Source organism: Knoellia pratensis (genome assembly GCF_042666395.1).
GTDB lineage: Bacteria > Actinomycetota > Actinomycetes > Actinomycetales > Dermatophilaceae > Knoellia > Knoellia pratensis.
Map to the genome: position 1 here is coordinate 460,886 of NZ_JBHTDJ010000001.1, position 19,620 is coordinate 480,505.

The following is a 19,620-nucleotide window of genomic DNA, read 5'->3' on the forward strand; positions in this document are numbered from 1 at the left end:
GGTCACGATGCAACTGATCCTAGGCGCTCAGTGTTCCCGACACGCGCCCCGACCCGCGGTCAGGGGAGGGGCACCGGTCCGCTGAGCACCGAGGGGTTGCCGGTGGTGCAGTCACGACCGACGGCGTATGCCGTCCGCTCGCCTGCCACGGTCACGATCAGGACCGCTGCGGGTGTGGTGTCGAGGGTGGAGAGGTCCACATCCGCTGCACTGGCGCGGGGCAGTCCCAGCGCCTCGAGGCACGAACGGACGCCGTTCTCGGTGCCGATCGGCCCGATCCCGGGCGCCTCGGCGGCCAAGGGACTCACAGTCGGCAGGCTGTGGGCGCCCGCCAGCTGAGTCGCGAGACTCGCGGCGGAGTAGTCACGACCGGACTGACGAAGGACGATCTCCCCGAGCGTGACCTCGGCGCCGCTGCTGCCTTCCGCCGAGAACTCCTTGGACGTGTCGGAGTCGGGAGTTGTCCTCGCCAGAGTGTCCGACTGGTCGCCCCCAGCGGAGCCTGCGGAGGAGGCGTTGCTGGAATCGTCGCCGGACCCGAGCGAGCCGAGCTGACCCGTGGCCATGGCGCCGCCACCGACGAGCACCACGGCGGCGATGGCGGCCTTGCCCGCGTGTCGGATCCACCAGGCCGGGCGGGTCGCGCTGGTGGTTCCACGTGAAACATCGGCAGTGGCGGCATCACCGCGATCCGTCGTGGCCTCGAACGGTGGTAGGTCGGCGAGCGAGGCGTGGATCCGGTGGACGAGGTCGTCGGGCATGGGCCCCGGCTCCGGGAGCCCGCGCAGCAGCGCCCGCATCCCGGTCGGGTCCGTGTCGTCGTCGTGCGTGTTCACCACCAGCTCCTCAGACCATGTGTCGTGTTCCTGCCCGCGCGTTCGCAGTGCGCGCGCGGGGAGGTGTGGCCCTGTGGGTAGGACGTCATGAGGTCGCCCCAGGTTCCCGTTCGACCCCATCGCGCGCCTGACTGAGCATCTGCGCCTGTCCGAGAATCTCCGCGAGGGCGGCGCGGCCCCGCGCGCAGCGCGATTTCACAGTGCCGACAGCGACACCGAGCGTTGCCGCTGCCTCGGCGACCGGCATACCGTGCATGTCCACGAGAACGAGGACAACGCGCTGGTGCTCGGGAAGTCGAGCGAGGGCCGCGCGCACGTCGAGCCCGGTCTCGGACTCACCGTGCCGGTCGTGGCTGTCGATGATGTCGATGTCGGCCGCGTCGCCAGCGCGACGCAGGACGTCGCGCTCGCGTCGCATCCGGTCCAGGCAGGCGTTGACGACGATGCGGTGCAGCCACGTGGAGACCGCGGCGTCACCGCGATAGGAGCTGGCGCCCCGGAAGGCCTTGATGAAGCCCTCCTGGACGCAGTCGGCCGCGAGCTCGCGATCGCCGATGGTGCGCACCGCGACCGCCCACAGCCGGTCACGGTGGCGTCGGAAGATCTCTCCGAACGCGTCCGGGTCGCCTGCGACGTGTCGGGCCATGAGGGCGCGATCGTCGGCGCCCTCAAGGTCGGCCATGTCAGTTCTTGACCTCGACCTCGCCGAGGATGGCGCGGTAGCGGCCGTTGTCGTCGGTGGTGAGGCGCGTGAACCAGACGATGACGTACTGGCCCATCGTTCCGGCCTTGACCGGGAAGGTCACGGTGCCGTTGGCGTCCGCCTTCTCACCCACCTTGGTGGCTCCCGAGAGGGTGCGGTCGCCGTTGATGTAGACCGAGACGTCGGCGGCGTTGCCCAGCGTGAGGCTGATCTGGCGGGCGGCGACGTTGGGACCGAGGTCGACACTGACGCCGACGCCCTTCTTGAGTCCGCCGAAGGCCGCGGACGAGTAGCCCTCGGACTGCCACGCCGTGGACGTCTTGCCGTCGAAGACTCGAGGTGCACGGGTGCCGTTCTCGCGACCATCACCCTGGGGGTCGAACCCGTCGGCGCCCAGGATCTGCAGGGCTTCACCGGTCGTCGCACTGGCGCTGGGCTCAACTCCGGTCGCCGAACTGCTGGGGGCTGCACTGGCCGAGCGGGTCGGGAGACCACCGAAGTCGATGTTGGTGTTGGAGCCGATCTGCATCACTCCGCGGATGCCGAGGGCGAGAGCGAGCACGAGGAAGGCGGCAACGATTCCGAGGGCGAGTTTGGACTCGCGCCTGTTGAGTGGCTGGGCCGGGACGAGTGGGGCCGGAGCCTCGAGGAACGCGTCGGTCCCCGTGCCCGGGCGCAGGTATTCACCGTCGGGCGTGAGGCCGGGCGCGTTGGGCGCTGTGATCCGCTCGTGGAAGCCGCGACGCTCTGCGGCCTTCTCGGACGCGCGGTCACCCACCTGCCGACCGAACGTGCCGACGCGCGAACCCACTCGGCCCATGGCACCGGCGACAGCCGATCCGGCACCGGCCATGGCAGCACCGGCGGCCGATGCTGCTGCTGCGGCGCTCGCCGCCGCGTTGGCTGCTGCAGTGGCTGTCGCGGTGGCCGCGGCGCCGGAACCGGCTTCGGGAGCTGTGGCCGCGTGAGCGGGGGTGCGGGCGGCCCGGCCGTGGCCATCGCCGTCTTCGTGATCGCTGTCGTCGTGGTCGAAGTCGTCGTGGTCGCTCTCGACGCCGCCGCTGTCGGTGACGTCATCGTTGATGACACCGAACTCCGCGGTGCTCTCGAGCTGGCGACGCGGGGTCGTGCTCTCCGGGGCGTCGAGGACAGGGATGGCCTCGGTGACGGGGCTGCCCGCGGACGCCACTGGCGCGTCGGACACCTCGGGCTCGGGGCGTTCGATGACGTGCGTCGGAACGTCGTCCTCATCGCGACGGGCGAGGGCAGCCGGCGTGAGCGCAACGGGCGGCGTGGCGCTCGGCGCGGGCTGTGCCGAAGGGGACGGGACAGGAGGCGTGACGGGAGCCGGTGCAGCAGCCGGCGCCGGCACCGGCATGACCCGTGTCGTCGGCTCGGTGGAGGTGGACAAGGCGGCCGGGACGCGGGGGTCGACAGCACCAGTCGTCGCGATCGTCGATCGTCCGGCCACCTGACGCGAGGGCCACGGCGCGATCTGGCGCGCGAAGTCGCCCGGGGACGTCGGCCCCTGGTCCTCACCCAGGGTCAGACGGCACAGGGCGTCGAGGTCGCGCGGCACACCGGCAGCGATCTCGGACGGAGCGGCCACGCCCCCGAGCACGCGCGGAGCGGACCCGAGCGACGTCTGGCCGGGACCGGGCCACAGACCGGTGAGACCGGCATACGCCAAGGAAACGACGCCGATGGCGTCGCGACGAGAGGCATCGTCGGACTCGAGATCATCGAGTTCGACGAGCGCCGCGCCGGTGGCAACGCCACGCAGGCGAACCTCGCCGTCGAGGGTGCGCAGGACGTCCTCGGGTCGCAGGTCGAGGTGGTGCAGGCCGCGCTGGCGGGCGGACTCGAGGGCGGTCGCGACCTCACCGACGATGCGACGGACCTCGTCGGCGGGGAGCCCGCCCTCGTGGACCAGTTGGGCCAACGATCGGGCACCGGCGTTGTCGGGCTCGACAACCCAGGCGACGCCGTTCTCGCGGCCGACGTCGAGGACCCGGTGGAGCGTGGATGCCTCGAGACCTGCGGCGCGGCGGGCGGCGTCGAGCAGGGCGCTGGAGCGCTGGTCGCTCTCGGGAAAGCAGAGCACGACGACGGAGCGCCCGAGGGTCGTGTCGTCAGCGGTCCAGCGTTCGCCCCCGTGGCGCCGCTCGATCCTGCGCTGCGTGGTGTACCGCCCATCGAGGGTGGTTCCCGGTCCGACGCCCTCCAACGGGTGCCCCTTCCGCTCAGTGTCGCGCCCATCCTAAGTGGTGCAGGGGCGGAGGACGTGGGGTCAGTCTCCGGCGAGCCGCTGCCAGGCGATGCGGGCGATACGGCGTTCGTTGGGGAAGGTCAGGTGGCGGTGGGCGTCGCGCAGGGCGAACCAGGCCACGTCGATCGCCTCGTGGTCGGGGTCGTTCTCGATGGTGAGCACGCCACCGACGGCCTCGAGGAGGTAGTGGTGGACGTACTTGTGGATCCGCCGGTCACCGACCGCGAACCAGTAGTCGATCGTGCCCAGCTCGATGAGGACCTTGCCCTGTATGCCGGTCTCTTCCGCGACCTCGCGGGCGGCGGTCTGCGGGAGGGTCTCGGCACCTTCGATGTGCCCCTTGGGCAGGCACCACTCGACCCGACCGGCGCGGTTGCGTCGTGCGATGACGGCGATCCGGGCCTCACCCTCGTGCACGTCGACGACCACGCCACCCGCGGATCGTTCCTCGACCGCAGGGAGCCGCCGGGTGACCCGGGGTGGTTCCGCTGCGGCATGGCTCATCCAGTCACTCTAACCACGCCGGCTGATGCACCTAGTCTTGTCACTCGTGTCGCCCACCCCGCCCCCCGCTGCGCTCATGAAGCAGGCCGTCGCCCGTCTCGCACCGGTGCTGCCGCTGCTCACCGAGCTGGGTGCCCTGTTCACGCAGGCGGGCCATGAGCTCGCTCTGGTGGGTGGTCCCGTGCGCGATGCGTTCCTCGACCGCACGCCACCGGACCTCGATTTCGCGACCAGCGCGTCGCCGGACGAGACCGAGGCGATCCTGCGCGCGTGGGGTACGGCGACGTGGGACATGGGCCGCGAGTTCGGGACGATCGGTGCCCGTCGGCGTGTCGGCGGGGTCGAGACCATCGTCGAGATCACGACCTATCGCGCGGACGCCTATGACGGTGTGACCCGAAAGCCGGTCGTGGCGTTCGGCGAGTCGCTCGAGGAGGACCTCGTCCGGCGCGACTTCACCGTCAACGCGATGGCGCTGCGGTTGCCGTCACTCGAGTTCGTCGACCCGCATGGCGGGCTCGCCGACCTCGAGGCCGGATGGCTGCGCACACCCGCCGCCCCTGAGGTCAGCTTCGGGGACGACCCCTTGCGGATGCTGCGGGCCGTGCGCTTCGTCGCGCAGCTCGGTCTCGACCCGGCTCCCGAGGTGTATGCCGCGATGCAGGCCATGGCGGCCAGTCTCGAGATCGTCTCGGCCGAGCGCATTCGCGACGAACTCGTGAAGCTGTTGCTCGCCCCCCGGCCCCGTGCGGGACTGGAGCTGCTCACGATCAGTGGGCTCGCGGCATACGTGCTGCCCGAACTTCCGGCGCTGCAGCTCGAGGTGGACGAACACCACCGGCACAAGGACGTCTACGACCACTCGCTCATCGTCCTCGAGCAGGCGATCAACCTCGAGGGTCCGGCAGACGGACCCGCCGAGTCGGTGCCGGGCCCAGACCTCGTCCTGCGGCTTGCGGCCCTGCTCCACGACATCGGCAAGCCGGCGACGCGTCGCTTCGAGCCGGCCGGTGGCGTGAGCTTCCACCACCACGAGGTGGTCGGCGCGAAGCTGACGGCGAAGCGACTCAAGGCATTGCGCTTCGACAAGGAGACGATCAAGGCGGTCTCGCGGCTCGTCGAGCTCCATCTGCGCTTCCACGGCTACGGCGACGGGGCGTGGACCGACTCGGCGGTGCGGCGCTACATCACCGACGCCGGACCGCTGCTCCCGCGACTGCACCGACTCACCCGCGCGGACTGCACGACGCGCAACGTCCGCAAGGCGCAACGGTTGTCGCGCACCTATGACGAGCTCGAACGCCGCATCGGCCTGCTCCTCGAACAGGAGGAGCTGGCGGCGGTGCGTCCCGAGCTCGACGGCAACGAGATCGCCGACGTGCTGGGCATCAAGCCCGGGCCGGTGCTCGGTCGCGCCTACAAGTACCTGCTGTCGGTACGCCTCGACGAGGGCCCCATCGGTCCCGAGGCCGCGGCTGACCGACTCCGCACCTGGTGGGCAGACCAACCCGAATCCGCTCAGCTCTGACTGCTCAGGCACGGTGTGCGCAGCACTCAGGGGCTGGGCGACACCAGCGTGAGGCTGAACTGCTGATCGGCACCCAACGTCGATCGCCAGATCTGCATCGGGCTCCCCTGGGTGCCGGCGACCGCCGCGTCCAGCACGTAGCCGTCTTCGGGACCACCGGTGTCGGCCACGACTGGGGTTCCCAGCGCGGAAGCGATCGTGTAGGTGCGGCCGTCCAGGGTGCTCACTCGCCACTTCTGCGCGTTCGAGCCGTTGGGTGCGTACTGCCAGACGCTGGTGCCGTCGGCCGCCGCGCCGCCCTTGACGTCAAGAGCCAGCCCCGAGTTGACGTTCGTGATCGTGTAGTAGGAGTCCGCCCTGCGCTGCAGCCGGAAACGTTGTGCAGCGGTTCCGTTCGGTGTCCACAACTGGAGCGTGGCGCCGGGAGCGAGCGAGGCAGACCTGATGTCCAGGGCGACGCCCCCATTGCCGATCGTGTAGACGCCATCGGCGGGCAAGGTCCCTGACGCGTAGGTGCCCTGGAACACGCCGGTCATCCAGGCGTGGCGGCGGGTCACGTAGGAGCGGAGGCGGGAAATGTCCCTGCTCGGAGTGCTGAAGGTCACGCTCTGAAGGCTCGGCTGCCAACGCAGCTTGTTGAGCGCGGCGGACCGGGCCACCTCTGCGGCATCGCGCATGACGAGACCGCTCGGACCCACGAGTGCCCCGGCCGCGGGACCGACCACGGCCTTGTACTGCGCCTGCGCTGCCTCGCGGAAAGTGGGCTGGGCCAGTAGCTGGGGGATCCACCGCGGCTTCAGACGCGCCGGATCACCGACGTGTGCGCGGCCCACGTCCGGTGCCGTGCGGAGCGCTCCCAAGGTTCTGTCGGCGTCCCACACGGGGCCGGGGCGCAGCAGCCCTCCGTTGTCCAGGTAGAGGTAGGTGCTCGACTTGAAGGCGTCGTCGTTGGCGGTCATCTCCTGGACCAGGTAGTAGCGGGCCCACGCTGCCACGTCCATCAGTTGGGAGAAGTGCACCCCGCTTGAGTTGCGGCCGCTCGGTGAATAGATCGCGTCCTCGAGCTGTTGCAGCCGGTTGCCGATGAAGGCGACCTCCTGGGCGTTCGCGTCCTCCGGCCCCTTGAGGGCGAAGGGCGTTCCATACCGGGTGATCACATAGGAACGCTCACCTCGGGCTCCGGAGGCGAAGTCCATCTCGAGCAGGTACCCGCTGGTCTCGAAGCCAGCCGGAGTCTGCGCGAAGGGCACGTAGCGGGCCTCCCTGATTCCGGGCGCTCCGGTGAGGGACGTCGTCGTGACCGGGGTTGCGGACACCCCCGAGGGGTTGGCCGCCTCGTTGGCCTTCTGGAGGTCGGGGATCGCGATCCGCGTCGGTCCCACCTGAACCTTCTCGGTCAGGTAGTACGAACCACGAAAACCCCCGTCGATGAACAGGTCGATCATCCGGCCCTTGATCGAGTGGTCGGTGGCGCCCGCACGGGCCAGCACCGATCCGTCGAGGTCGAAGGCGAGCTTGTTGCGGATCAAGGACTGGTCGAGGTAGTTGGCCAGGAGGATCCAGGTCTTGTGGGTACCCGCCCCGGGCACCAGCTCCGTGCTGCTCGCGAGCTTGATCTGGTAGGGCTTCTTGGGATAGGCCCAGGTGGAGTTTCCGCGGCCCTTCATCTCCGAGAGCGCACCGTTGTAGGCAGCCGCCGTCCCTGCGTCGACCAGGGCCATCGACGCGCCGGTGTCCTCGAACTCCTTGTCCGCCTCGATCGCGGCCAGCCCCGAACCGGTGGTGATGTACATCGAGGGCACCGTGGCGGACTGGTGGACCGGAATGGGAGTGCCGGCGTTGGGCCCTGTGAAGGTGAGCATCCACTCACCGTTCGTGCTGCCGGGCGTCAGGTCGTAGTCCGCCGAGTCGAACGGCGTCCGGGTCCCGTCGTCCAGGACGACCCAGCCGCCCAGACTGGACGCGGTGGCGGAGGATGGCAGGTAGAGGTCTCCGCCGCTCCCGACGCTGACGTCGTCGGACTCGTCCGACGACGTCGGGTCCGTGTTGAGCGCCGGTGAGCCACTGATGTTGTTGAACACCACGCTGCTGATGGCAGCCGCTTGGGCGGGGGGAAGGGGCAGGCCGACCCATGCGGTGGCGAAGACCAGCAGGGGCAGGAGGGGGCGAGACAAGATCGAGGCGGCTCTGGACATGGTCATTCCCTTGGCTGAGAGTCGAGACGCCCCTGCTCGCGCTCATCGATGCGTCGCAGGTTCGGCGCCCCGGCCGTGGTGGTGACGCGTGCCTCACTGTATTTCTCCGCGATGCCCGCCAGTGGCCGTTTGGGGATTCTCGGGACCCGCGCTGACGATGGGGAGTTCTCCCCATCGTGCGCATCCCGCGTGCACGGCTAGGCTGGTTCGGATCATGCACGGCGCCCGATCAGGGCGCTGCCCTCGACCGCCCCTGGAGGTGGCCCCGATGCCCACGGTGGGCCACCCGAGCGCGCTCAGTCCGCAGCTCCCGACGATCGAGCTGACCCTGCCCGAGGGCTGGGTCGCCGAACCCGGGGGCGACGCACTCTTCCGCGTCAGCCACGGCAGGGGAGGGGACCTCGCACCCCAGCTGGCGGCATACATCCACACGTCGCACGAGGCGAGCACCGCGGATCTGGTCGACGACCTCGTCGTCGAGGCGGAGTCCCACGACGAGGGTGAGTCGGACCCGACGTTCGCCGTCGACCTCGACGGCCGCGAGTGGACCGGTCTCAACGTCTCCTGGATCGAGGACGGCGAACCCGTCTACCTCGTCCACCTCCTCACGGCCGTTGCCGTCGGTGAGGTCACCCAACTCGTCCGCCTCACGGGTCGCATCGCCGGCCCCGACTCCGAGCGCGACTACGACGAGGTCCAGGACGTCCTGGAGACCGCGCGGGTGACCCCTGCGCGTGGAGACGGCGCGTGAGTGCCGGCCACTACGCCGCGCTCACCGGGCCTGACGTGCGCATCCGCTCCGGCGCAGCAACCCACGTGGGCCGGGTTCGCGACCACAACGAGGACAACCTCATCGCCGAGGGACGCGTCTACGCGATCGCCGACGGCATGGGCGGCCACGCGGCCGGTGAGGTCGCGAGCAAGATCGCGGTCCAGTGCCTCGGTGAGTTGAACACCCGCGAGCACGTGCGCTCCGAGGACGTCGTCGCCCTGCTCCGTCGCACCAACCGCGAGATCCTCGAGTCGGCCGCGCGTCATCCCGAACAGACCGGCATGGGCACCACCGTCGCCGGTCTCACCGTCGTCGACGCTGGCGGCGCCGACCACTGGATCGTCTTCAACGTCGGTGACTCGCGCGTCTACCGCTTCCTCGGCAACCGGATGAGCATGGTCACGCAGGACCACTCCGAGGTCCGCGAGATGGTCGACGCCGGACTCATCACCGCCGCAGAGGCGCAGCGGCACCCGCTCCGCAACATCATCACCCGCTCGCTCGGCACCGAACCGGGGCCCAACGCCGACGTCTGGGTCTTCCCGCCCCACCCCGGCGAACGCTTCGTCCTGTGCAGCGACGGACTCTCCAACGAGATCGACGACCGCACGATCATGGTGACCCTCCAGAAGTACGACGACCCCCAGGCTGCTGCCGATGCCCTGTGCATCGCCGCCGTCGAGGCAGGTGGTCGTGACAACATCAGTGTTGTCGTCGTCGCCTTCGACGCTGACGAAGATGACAATGACGAGGCCGACACGGCTCCCCGTCACACCCTGATGCCGACCTGAGGACCACCACCGTGAGCAGCACCGAGGTCTCGACCCAGCCCTCCGCGGGGTGGGTTGCGCTGTCCGCCGCCGACCGACACCTGATCGTCCAGGGGCCCGCGAGCCTCGCCGACGAGTTGCAGGGTGCGCTCGCTGCGGGCGTCGTTGACGTGCTTGCCGCCCTGGCCCGCGAGGGACTGGGTGCGCTGCCGGACTTCGCGTTGGTCGACACTTCCGGTGAGGTCGCGCGGGTTGTCGTGCGTGGCGAGGCTGTCGTGCGCGCCGACGGTTCCCCGGTCAGCTCACACGGGCGTATGCCGTGGAGCGACGTTGATCTCGACGCTGCGGTCATCGAGCTGGGTGACGGTTCCAAGGGCGGCTGGCGCCGCCCAGCCCGACTTGGCCGTCCCGCTGTCGTGGTGGTGCCGGTGCCAGTTGCTGGGCCGGAGGCAGAGCCGGAGCGGGAAGCCGAAGCAGAGCTGGAGGCAGTGGCCGAGGTCGAGCCCGAAGAAGACATCGAGCCCGAGGTCGCACCCGAACCGGAGGTTCAGCCGGAACCTGTCCCCGAGCCGGAACCCGTGCCCGAGCTGGAACCCGTGCCCGTGCCCGAGCTGGAACCCGAGCCAGAGCCAGAGCCAGAGGTTGAGCAGGAAGCGGAAGCCGAGCCCGTCGTGGACGACGTGCCCGAGATCTCCCCGGCCGCGCTTGCGCCCCCGGTTCCCCCGGCCGACATGACGCTGCCGCCCTCGGAGGAGTACGCCGGGGCGGCGCCTTCCGAGCGCATCCCCCCGGTCAAGGCACCCGTGGAGGACAAGAAGGTCCTCATCGACAGCGTTCCCTGGCGCACCCTCCCCGACGCCGGGGGTGCCGCCGCACAGCAGGCAGAACCCCGAAGTGCCCCCGAACCCGTCGCCCCTCCCGTGCTCGCGCCTCCCGTGCCGATGCCGGACGCAGCGGCCGCGCCGAGCCCGGAGCCCGTCGCCGCCGACGGCCCCACCGGCCCGGACAACTGGGGCATGACCGGTCCCTCGCCCATGCAGCAGTCGCCGAGCGAGGAACCCGCACCGGCGGCGGTGGCCGACCCCGCCGCGCCCGGCCCACCGCCCGTGCCGGACGTGACCATGGATCGCAGCGCCCTGACCCCGGGCACCGAAGGCCCCGCTGACAGCCCCGTCGTGCTCGCCGTCATCTGCCCGGCCGGCCACCACTCGTCGCCCCACGCGAGCAACTGCCGCGTCTGTGGTCGCGACATCCCCACCCAGCAGCCGTTCCAGACCCCGCGCCCTCAGCTCGGGACCCTCGTCGTCTCCACCGGTGGCCTCGTTCCACTCGACCGCGGGATCCTCCTGGGCCGGGCGCCCAAGGTCAACGCCGACCTGCCGCCGAGCAGCCGGCCCCACCTCGTGCGGCTCGCCTCTCGCGACAACGACATCTCGCGCAACCACGCCGAGGTCATCCTCGAGGGGTGGCACGTCCTCGTGCGCGACCTCGGCTCGACCAACGGCACGACGGTGACCCTGCCCGGCCAGGAACCCGTCCGGCTTCGCCCGACCGAGGACTTCGGCATCGAACCCGGCGCCATCCTCACGCTCGCGGACGAGGTCTCGCTCACCTACGAGGTCTCCGAGTGACCAAAGCAGCACCCGGTTCCGCCCCGGAGATCCCCGGACTCGTCTACCGCCAACCGCTGGGTTCCGGCGGCTATGCCGACGTCTTCCTCTACGAGCAGCAGCAGCCGCGCATGCCCGTGGCCGTCAAGGTCCTCAAGCGCGAAGGCCTGACCCCGACGATCCTGCGGCAGTTCGTCGACGAGGCCAACACCATGGCCCAGCTCGCCGACCACCCCTACATCGTCCAGGTCTTCCGCAGCGAGACGCTTCCCGACGGCGGGGCCTACCTCGTCATGAAGTACTACCCGCCGCCCAACCTCGCGACCCGGGCCAAGCGCGAGAGGCTCACTGTCGAAGAGGTGCTGCGGACCGGCATACAGCTGGCCTCTGCGGTCGAGACCGCGCACCGCGCGGGCATCATCCACCGCGACATCAAGCCGGCCAACGTCCTCATCAGCCAGTACGGCGCACCCGGCCTCACCGACTTCGGCATCGCCGGGCGTGGTGGCCAGGAGGAACACGACGAGGACGTGGGCGTCTCCGTGCCGTGGTCCCCGCCCGAGGTGCTCTACGGCCAGAGCAACGGTGACGCCCGCAGTGACGTCTACTCGCTGGCCGCGACGCTGTGGCATCTCCTCGTGGGGCGCTCGCCGTTCGAGCAGCCCGGCGGCGACAACTCGGCCTACTCGCTCATGCCGCGCATCCGCGCGACGCCCGTCCCCCAGACCGGCCGTGCCGACGTCCCCGTCAGCCTCGAACGACTCCTCGGCCACGCCATGGCCAAGAAGCCGGACGCCCGCCCGCAGAGCGCCATCGACCTCGCTCGCGCCCTCCAGGCCATCGAGCAGGAGCAGCGGTTCGCCCGCACCCCCATCGTCGTCCTCGACGAGTCGGGTCACACGACCGTCGCCGACAGCCGGGGCCAGGCCGCGCCCGAGCACACCGACCCCGACCGCACGAGCGTGCGCGCCCCCCTGGTCTCGTCGCCGCAGGCCTACACGCCGACGCCCTCGGCCCGGCCGGCCACGACCGACGCCACGACCGACGACGGCCCGCAGGCCACGACGATCAGCGGCGGTGCACTGCTCGCCGGAGTCGGGGTCCTGCTGCTCGTGCTCGTCGGCGCCCTCGTCTGGGCCGTCGGTTTCCGCGGCGACAAGCCGACCGACGCCACCGATGCCCCCACGGCGTCCGTGACCACCGGGCCCGGCGGGCCGGTCGTCGACATCCCCGACCAGCCGGGCCTGGACGGCCGCGGCGTCACGGGGGGAGTGGCCTTCACCTGGGAGTACGCCGGCGTCCGCAAGGGCGACTTCTATCCGATGAAGATCGCGGCCAGCGAGGCCGAGGTCCCCAAGGCCCAGGTGCAGACCGTGCGCAAGATGCCCTACACGGTTCCTGCCAAGCCGGGCCAGACCGTCTGTGCCCAGGTGGCTGTGTCTCGTGCCACCGGCAACTCCTCGCCCTTCTCGCCCGTCAAATGCGTGACCGGAGGCTGACCCGATGGCAGTGATCGTGGAGTTCTGCGGCGAGGAGTTCCGGGCTCCGGACGACGCCCCCCTGACGATCGGGCGCGTCGCCGACGTCGAGATCGACGACAACCCCTACCTGCACCGCGTCTTCCTGCAGGTCCACCGCGAACACGACCTGTGGTGGCTCTCCAACGTCGGCTCGACCCTCACCGCGACCGTCGGCGATCGCCAGGGCCTCTTCCAGGCGTGGCTCTCACCCGGCGCCCGCATCCCCCTCGCCCTCGAGGCGTTCACCGTCTGGTTCACCGCTGGCCCGACGACCTATGACTTCGACATCACAGTCGACGATGCGACGTTCACCTCGATCGTCACCGAGCCCGAGCTCGAACCCGAGGACTCCCCGGGCGAGACGACCGTCGGCCGCGTGTCGATGACCCCCGACCAGAAGCTCCTCATCGTCGCGCTCTGCGAGAGCTTCGTGCGCACCACGTATGCCGGCCAGGGCCAGATCCCGTCCTCCGCCAAGGCCGCTGCCCGCCTGGGCTGGACCACGACGAAGTTCAACCGCAAGCTCGACAACGTGTGTCAGAAGCTCGCCGACGCCGGGACGCGTGGACTCCACGGAGGACCCGGCAAGCTCGCCAGCAACCGCAAGTCGCGCCTCGTCGAGCACGCGTTGTCGACGCGCATGGTCACGGAAGCGGATCTCGCCCTGCTCGACTGAGGTCTGCGCAGCGCGTTCAATCGCGTATGCCGTTGGGTTCCCGTGCGCGTATGCCGGTTCGCCGCCATCCCATCCGCGCTGCGCGCGTAGACCGCACTTCGCGCTCCCGCCAGACCCAGCCAGCGGCGAACCGGCATACGCGCTGGTCGCTGGGCACCCACGTGCCCCGCAGGACAAAGCCGAGCACATCGGGATGCCGGCTGGGCGCGAAGGCTTAGGTGCCTCAAGTCCGGGGTGGGCACGCGGCATACGGGCGGGGTGTTGACGGGGCCACGATGGCACTCGAGGTGATGGGTTTGGGTCGGCGGGCGGCATACGGGATCGGTGGTGAAATTTGCGCGATGGGGGACCGTTCACCGCGAAAGGCTTCCGCGAGCGGCGCGGGAACGGCAGGATGCACAGAAGTCCGTGCAATGGAGTGCGGGCACCCGGGCTGAGGTCCGGTTCTTGGAGGAGAGACATGACAGCTCGCAGATCCACGCGCGCGCGGTGGCGTTACCTCGCAATCGCGCCCGCAGTTGCACTGGCCGCGACTGGACTGACCCTGGGGTCGGGCTCGGTGGCGGCAGCACCCAATACAGGTCCGGTCGGTTCCGGCGTCGATGCAGCCGTGGGAGAGGGCTACATCAACTACGTCGCACCCCGGATGGAAAGTGCGTTCTCGACCGACAAGGCCGTGAAGCTCAGGGGCAAGACGGTCAGCAAGCAGGCCGGTCAGGCCCAGCAGGATGCGCTCGCCAAGGCCAAGGTCGTGGACCGCAAGCACAGCCAGGGGAACCCGGTCGCGGCACGACAGCTCGCCAAGCTCGAGGCCAAGGCGATCAAGACGGGGCAGAGCCCCAAGGCGCTCAAGGCGCAGACGGCCGCGAAGTTCAACAAGTACAAGCAGGCACCCGCGACGCAGCAGGCCAAGTTGCTGACGATCCTCGTGGAGTTCAACGAGAGCGCCAACGACGACTTCAGTGGCGCAATGGTCCCCGACGGCTTCGGTGCCCAGGGCTGTGTGGCCGGCAACACCCAGAACGGGCCGACGCACAACCAGATCCCCGACCCGGCGACCAGCGCACTCAAGGACAACAACTCCATGTGGGTCTCGGACTTCTCGTCCGAGCACTACAACAAGATGCTCTACACCAAGACGGGCATCACCGAGCGCGTCCGCCCCGACCTCACGGGTCCTGACGGCAAGCCCGGCATCAACATCTCCGGCTACACCATGAAGAACATGTACGAAGAGATGTCCAAGGGTGCCTACACCGTGGGTGGCGCGGCCACCCCGTGGATCACCGTCCCGCACTCGGAGGCCTACTACGGCGCCACCGTGTGCCACAAGGACGACAAGGGCGTCTGGGTCCCCGGCGCCCTGCAGGACATGCAGGGTCACCCGGACAACCCGCTCGGACCCGGCCAGCTCCCCATCGACGCCGTGGCCTCGCTCGCGCAGGCACAGCCCAACTTCCCTTGGGCCGACTACGACCTCGAGGACCAGGGCGACCGCGACGGTGACGGCAACGTCCTCGAGCCCGACGGTGTCATCGACCACGTCGTGCTCGTCCACGCCGGTGAGGACAAGTCCGGTGGTGGCGGCGCCGAAGGCCCCTACGCCATCTGGGCGCACTCCTCGGCCGTGGCCGGTGGCGCTCCGGTGCCCGGCACGAACCTGACCCTGTCCAACTACATCGTCCAGCCCGAGGACTCGGGTGTCGGCGTGTTCGCTCACGAGTACGGCCACGACCTCGGTCTGCCGGACCTCTACGACACCGCCTCCGGTGGCGACTCCGACGTCGACTTCTGGGACCTCATGAGCTCCGGCTCGCACTCGGGCCCGATCTTCCAGTCGATGCCGACGCACATGGGCATCTGGGACAAGTGGGTGCTCGGTTGGGTCGACCCGCTTCAGGTCAACCCCGGCGACAAGGGCAGGACGGTCAAGGTCGGACAGGCCAGCCGCACCCCCAAGGGTTCGGCAGACGGGGTCAAGATCAACCTGCCCCCGAAGCACGTCGCCCTGGCCGTGCCGCACAGCGGCGCCAACATGTGGTTCTCCAGTGGTGACCAGTCGTGGGCCAAGAACACGCTGACGCGTGACGTCTCGGTTCCGGCCGGCTCCACCGATGCCAAGTTCTGGTCCTGGAACACCGGCTCCATCGAAGAGGACTGGGACTACGGCTTCTTCGAGGTCTCGACCGACGGTGGTACGACGTGGAGCGAGCAGAAGCTCTACGACTCCGCCGGTGCCGAGGCCACGACGCCCGATGGTTACGCCGACCCGAACGGTCGCATGGCTGACTACGGCAACAAGAAGTACGGCCTGACCGGCACCATGGCGAACTGGGAGCACCTCTACGCCAACCTCACGCCCTTCGCGGGTCAGAACATCAAGGTGCGTTTCCTCTACGTCACCGATGCAGGCTTCGAGGACAAGGGTTGGTTCCTGGACGACCTGTCCCTGACCAACGGTCCTTCGACCGTCTGGACCGACGACGCCGAGGCCAACCACGGCTGGACCGCAGTGGTGGGCACGTACACCGACACCACGGGTGCCGGCTGGGTCATCGACCCGGGTTCGAGCGACTACGCCCAGTACTACCTGGTCGAGTGGCGCAACCTGGACGGCTTCGACAAGGGCCTGCAGTACGCGTACGACACCACCTACCAGAAGCTCGGTGCCGAAGGCGCGTGGAAGGTGGAGAAGATCAAGTACAACGCTCCCGGTGCCCTCGTCTGGTACCGCGACACGTCGTACGGCAACGCCAACCACGTGCTCAACAACCTCACGTCACTTCCGAGTGAGGGCGCCAAGGGCGGGCTGCTCATCGTCGACAGCCACTTCGACCCGCTGCGCCGGACGGGCGCGAATGCAGCGCTCGACCCGTCGACACTGAAGAACCTTGCCTCTCGTCCGCAGTCGTCCAACGCCGCGTTCAACACGTTCGGGACCTACCCGTTCAAGGAGTGCTCGACGAAGGCCGACTTCACCGGCGAGGTCTGCAACACGTTCGGCGTCCTGCCGAAGGTGACCTCGTTCACGGACAACAAGGGCTGGTACCCGGGTTTCGAGCTTCGGCCCGGCCCGGAAGGGATGGACGTCTGGTACCGCGACGCCGACGCCTCGACCGTGGTGCCCTCCGTGGGCAACAAGGTCTACAGCGTTCGAGTCGTGGATGCTGCGGGCAAGCCGCTGCCGGAGTACTACGGCGAGGACGTCGGGGCCATCTCCCCACTCGGCACGGGTAACCCGTCCGACGCGGGAGTGGGCTACGGAACCGGCGTATCCGTCACCAAGACGTACCGCGGGAACCAGTCCGCCAACCTCTACATCACTCCGCCGAAGGCCAACTAGCCAGAAGCGGACCAACCAGCGGGCCCGCATCCCCCTTCGTGGGGGTGCGGGCCCGCTGCCATTTTCGGGTATGCCGTGTACTGCTCCCTCGACTTCGTGCCCCGCACGGACACGGCCGAACCCGACTTCGTGCCCCGCACGGACACGGCCGAACCCGACTTCGTGCCCCGCACGGACACGGCCGAACCCGACTTCGTGCCCCGTACGGACACAGCCGAACCCGACTTCGTGCCCCGCACGGACACGGCCGAACCCGACTTCGTGCCCCGCACGGACACGGCCGAACCCGACTTCGTGCCCCGTACGGACACAGTCCGGCGTTGTCCACAGGCCCCTCTGCGGTCGAAGTTTGTCCACAGGCGACTGTTTGGGGCTGCCGCTCGCCAGCCCGTCCATGAAGTGTTGGTGCATGAATGCCTTCGCCTCTTTGCCCCAGCCCTTTGCTCATCCCGATGTCGTCGCGGCTGACCTGTCTCCGCGCCAGGTCCTTCGTGCCGCCGCTGCCGGCAGCGTCACCGTGGTGGGAAGTCGCCTGTATGCCGATCGCTCGCTTTGGGAGGCAGCGCCGGCTTGGAAGCAGCATCGGCTACTTACCGAGGCGGCCGTGCGACTGACGAAGGACGCAATCGTCAGTCATGCGAGCGACGCCGCGCTGCTGGGCCTCCCCCATCCGACCCACCCCCCGGCCAGGGTGTCGATGACGCTCATGGACGACTCCCGGACGTTGCGTGCCGACAGTTGGCGTCGCTTCCTGCGGGGTGCCATTCCTTACGAGCACGTGGAGATCCGCGATGGAAGTCCGCGCCTGGTCCGTGCCCGTACCGTCATCGACTGCGCGCGTCAGCTCCACCCGCGAGATGCGCTCGCCATTGCCGACGGAGCCCTGCGCGCCGGGATGGTCACGCACACGAGCCTGCTTGAGATGCGACGGTTTCAGCGCGGCTGGCCGGGGGTGACCCAGTCGAACGACATCTTGATGCTCGCCGACGGGCGTCGCGAGAACTGGCTCGAGTCGGCGTCCGCATGGTCGGCCCATCGGTGGGGCCTGCCGATCGCGATTCCACAGGTCAACATTGTGGATCCCGACGGGTGCCTGGTCGGGCGGTGCGATGCGCTGTGGCCCGATGAGGGTGTCGTGGGGGAGGCCGACGGGGTGGAGAAGTACCTCATCGACGGCGCGACGTCCGAGGCGGTAAAGCGTCGCCTCGACGACGAGCAGGTGCGCGAGGAGGGCTTCGTCGGGCTCGGACTCGGTGTCGTGCGCTGGACACCCCGCCAGGCGATGGACGGGGCGGAGGTCCACGGGCGCTTCCGCGCAGCGGCGCGGGCCGACGGACTCGCGGGCGTCAGGGCCGAGTTCGCCTGCAGCTGTTGCGATCGGCCACTGTCCGAGTGCGCTGTGGAGGAGGACCTTCGGCAGTGGCGTCGGTTGCTGACGGCGGAGTTCGCGCCCAAGGTGTGGTGAGCGCCGTCGCCGATGTCCGTGCGGGGCACGAAGTCGGAAGGTGAGCCGTGCAGATCGGCGGGTGGACGGCATACCCCAATGTCCGTGCGGGGCACGAAGACGTGACGCGAGGCGGCACAACCTGGAGCGGACGGCATACCCCGATGTCCGTGCGGGGCACGAAGATGGGGTGGACGTGTCCGTGCGGGGCACGAAGTCCGCGTGGACGTGTCCGTGCGGGGCACGAAGTCCGCGTGGACGTGTCCGTGCGGGGCACGAAGTGGGTATGGACACCCATACAAAACGGTGCCCGTCAGCCGGTAGCATTCGTCACGGCATACGTGTGACTTCTTGACGCATCGAGGGGTCCGCAGGTGTGTGAGCACCCACGGGGGGTGGCACAGCGGGTTGCGGGGGTCAGCACACGGGCTCCCTCATTCGACAGTGTCGCCCCACCACTGCGATGAGAGGACCCTGACCCATGACGGTCACCCATGACCAGGCCGCGTGGTTCACCAAGACCTTCGAGGCAATGGTGAGCAACGTCGACAAGGCCGTGCTCGGCAAGGAGCACGTCATTCGACTGGCGCTCACGTGCATGCTCTCCGAGGGGCACCTCCTCCTCGAGGACTTCCCCGGGACCGGCAAGACGCAGCTCGCGCGGGCGCTGTCGAGCACGGTGCACGGCACCAACAGCCGCATCCAGTTCACGCCGGACCTGCTGCCGAGCGACGTGACCGGTGTGACGATCTATGACCCCAACACCAAGGTCTTCGAGTTCCACAAGGGACCGATCTTCGCGACGATCGTCCTCGCCGACGAGATCAACCGCGCGTCACCCAAGACGCAGTCGGCGCTCCTCGAGGTCATGGAGGAGGGCAAGGTCACCGTTGACGGCACGCGCCACGAGGTCGGCGAGCCGTTCATGGTCGTCGCCACCCAGAACCCCATCGAGCAGGCCGGTACCTATCGTCTGCCCGAGGCCCAGCTCGACCGCTTCCTCATGAAGACGACCCTCGGCTACCCCGACCACGACGCGACCGTGCGCGTGCTGCGCGACGCCAAGACGCGTGACCGCACCAAGGCCCTCGAGCCCGTGGTCACCTCGCAGGTCATCCTCGACATGGCCGAGCTCGCCGACGAGGTCCACGTCGACGACGCGATCCTCGACTACGTGTCGCGCCTCGCCGAGGAGACCCGTCGCCACGTCAGCGTGCGTCTCGGCCTGTCCGTGCGTGGGTGCCTCGCCTTCGTCCGCTGCGCCAAGACCTGGGCCATCGGCCAGGGTCGCACCCACGTCATCCCCGACGACATCAAGATGCTGGCCCACCCGGTCCTCAACCACCGTCTGCTCGTGACGGCCGAAGCCCAGTTCGCTGGCATCACCGTCGACCAGGTCATCAACCAGATCCTGGGCGAGGTCGCGCCTCCGACTGAGCGAGTCGCCTGA

The 19,620-nt window shown here is 69.3% G+C and carries 14 protein-coding genes; 9 read left to right on the forward strand and 5 right to left on the reverse strand.

The window, feature by feature from the left end; all coding sequences use genetic code 11:
* Positions 1-59 precede the first annotated feature (59 nt).
* The 4 genes from ACFQRE_RS02160 to ACFQRE_RS02175 all read right to left on the reverse strand — a co-directional run bounded on the left by ACFQRE_RS02160 (position 60) and on the right by ACFQRE_RS02175 (position 4,312).
* Complete coding sequence (locus ACFQRE_RS02160) at positions 60-836, reverse strand: hypothetical protein (RefSeq protein ID WP_380118372.1); 777 nt, start codon at positions 834-836, stop codon at positions 60-62.
* 85 nt (positions 837-921) lie between these two features.
* Positions 922-1,518, reverse strand: coding sequence for an RNA polymerase sigma factor SigM (gene sigM / locus ACFQRE_RS02165; RefSeq protein WP_380118374.1), 597 nt, complete (start codon positions 1,516-1,518; stop codon positions 922-924).
* 1 nt (position 1,519) lies between these two features.
* Positions 1,520-3,766 (reverse strand): hypothetical protein, encoded by a 2,247-nt coding sequence (locus ACFQRE_RS02170; RefSeq protein ID WP_380118376.1) that lies wholly within the window; start codon positions 3,764-3,766, stop codon positions 1,520-1,522.
* Between the two features lie 63 nt (positions 3,767-3,829).
* Positions 3,830-4,312: an NUDIX hydrolase gene (locus ACFQRE_RS02175; RefSeq protein ID WP_380118378.1), complete on the reverse strand. Its 483-nt coding sequence runs from the start codon at positions 4,310-4,312 to the stop codon at positions 3,830-3,832.
* A 76-nt stretch (positions 4,313-4,388) separates the two neighbouring features.
* Between ACFQRE_RS02175 and ACFQRE_RS02180 the strand changes: the two genes are divergently transcribed.
* Entirely contained in the window at positions 4,389-5,840 is a 1,452-nt protein-coding gene (locus tag ACFQRE_RS02180) for a CCA tRNA nucleotidyltransferase (protein WP_380118380.1), read from the forward strand.
* Between the two features lie 26 nt (positions 5,841-5,866).
* Here the strand turns inward: ACFQRE_RS02180 and ACFQRE_RS02185 are convergent, their stop codons facing one another.
* A complete protein-coding gene (locus ACFQRE_RS02185) occupies positions 5,867-8,035 on the reverse strand; it encodes an RICIN domain-containing protein (protein WP_380118382.1) in 2,169 nt (722 codons plus the stop codon).
* Between the two features lie 268 nt (positions 8,036-8,303).
* On the opposite strand from ACFQRE_RS02185, the gene ACFQRE_RS02190 reads away from it, so the two are divergent.
* The 8 genes from ACFQRE_RS02190 (at position 8,304) to ACFQRE_RS02225 (ending at position 19,620) form a co-directional block, all read left to right on the forward strand.
* Positions 8,304-8,786, forward strand: coding sequence for a hypothetical protein (locus ACFQRE_RS02190; protein WP_380118384.1), 483 nt, complete (start codon positions 8,304-8,306; stop codon positions 8,784-8,786).
* Positions 8,783-9,598: a PP2C family protein-serine/threonine phosphatase gene (locus ACFQRE_RS02195; protein WP_380118386.1), complete on the forward strand. Its 816-nt coding sequence runs from the start codon at positions 8,783-8,785 to the stop codon at positions 9,596-9,598. The genes ACFQRE_RS02190 and ACFQRE_RS02195 overlap by 4 nt, the downstream gene beginning before the upstream one ends.
* 11 nt (positions 9,599-9,609) lie before the next feature.
* On the forward strand, positions 9,610-11,208 hold the full coding sequence (locus ACFQRE_RS02200; RefSeq protein WP_380118388.1) for an FHA domain-containing protein: 1,599 nt from the start codon (positions 9,610-9,612) through the stop codon (positions 11,206-11,208).
* Positions 11,205-12,686, forward strand: coding sequence for a serine/threonine-protein kinase (locus ACFQRE_RS02205; RefSeq protein ID WP_380118390.1), 1,482 nt, complete (start codon positions 11,205-11,207; stop codon positions 12,684-12,686). The genes ACFQRE_RS02200 and ACFQRE_RS02205 overlap by 4 nt, the downstream gene beginning before the upstream one ends.
* A 4-nt stretch (positions 12,687-12,690) precedes the next feature.
* Positions 12,691-13,383 carry a hypothetical protein gene (locus ACFQRE_RS02210; RefSeq protein ID WP_380118392.1) on the forward strand — a complete coding sequence of 231 codons (693 nt, stop codon included), beginning with the start codon at positions 12,691-12,693 and terminating at the stop codon, positions 13,381-13,383.
* Between the two features lie 460 nt (positions 13,384-13,843).
* A complete protein-coding gene (locus ACFQRE_RS02215; RefSeq protein WP_380118395.1) occupies positions 13,844-16,726 on the forward strand; it encodes an immune inhibitor A domain-containing protein in 2,883 nt (960 codons plus the stop codon).
* Positions 16,727-17,135: 409 nt separating this feature from the next.
* Entirely contained in the window at positions 17,136-18,191 is a 1,056-nt protein-coding gene (locus ACFQRE_RS02220) for a hypothetical protein (protein ID WP_380118398.1), read from the forward strand.
* A gap of 460 nt (positions 18,192-18,651) precedes the next feature.
* A complete protein-coding gene (locus tag ACFQRE_RS02225; RefSeq protein WP_380118400.1) occupies positions 18,652-19,620 on the forward strand; it encodes an AAA family ATPase in 969 nt (322 codons plus the stop codon).

Excerpts from the sequence above, each read along its gene's own strand:
- ACFQRE_RS02175 (WP_380118378.1), bottom strand. The coding sequence starts at position 4,312 with ATGAGCCATGCCGCAGCGGAACCACCCCGGGTCACCCGGCGGCTCCCT.
- ACFQRE_RS02225 (WP_380118400.1), top strand. The coding sequence starts at position 18,652 with ATGACGGTCACCCATGACCAGGCCGCGTGGTTCACCAAGACCTTCGAG.
- sigM (WP_380118374.1), bottom strand. The coding sequence starts at position 1,518 with ATGGCCGACCTTGAGGGCGCCGACGATCGCGCCCTCATGGCCCGACAC.
- ACFQRE_RS02220 (WP_380118398.1), top strand. The coding sequence starts at position 17,136 with ATGAATGCCTTCGCCTCTTTGCCCCAGCCCTTTGCTCATCCCGATGTC.
- ACFQRE_RS02215 (WP_380118395.1), top strand. The coding sequence starts at position 13,844 with ATGACAGCTCGCAGATCCACGCGCGCGCGGTGGCGTTACCTCGCAATC.
- ACFQRE_RS02185 (WP_380118382.1), bottom strand. The coding sequence starts at position 8,035 with ATGTCCAGAGCCGCCTCGATCTTGTCTCGCCCCCTCCTGCCCCTGCTG.
- ACFQRE_RS02180 (WP_380118380.1), top strand. The coding sequence starts at position 4,389 with ATGAAGCAGGCCGTCGCCCGTCTCGCACCGGTGCTGCCGCTGCTCACC.
- ACFQRE_RS02210 (WP_380118392.1), top strand. The coding sequence starts at position 12,691 with ATGGCAGTGATCGTGGAGTTCTGCGGCGAGGAGTTCCGGGCTCCGGAC.
- ACFQRE_RS02190 (WP_380118384.1), top strand. The coding sequence starts at position 8,304 with ATGCCCACGGTGGGCCACCCGAGCGCGCTCAGTCCGCAGCTCCCGACG.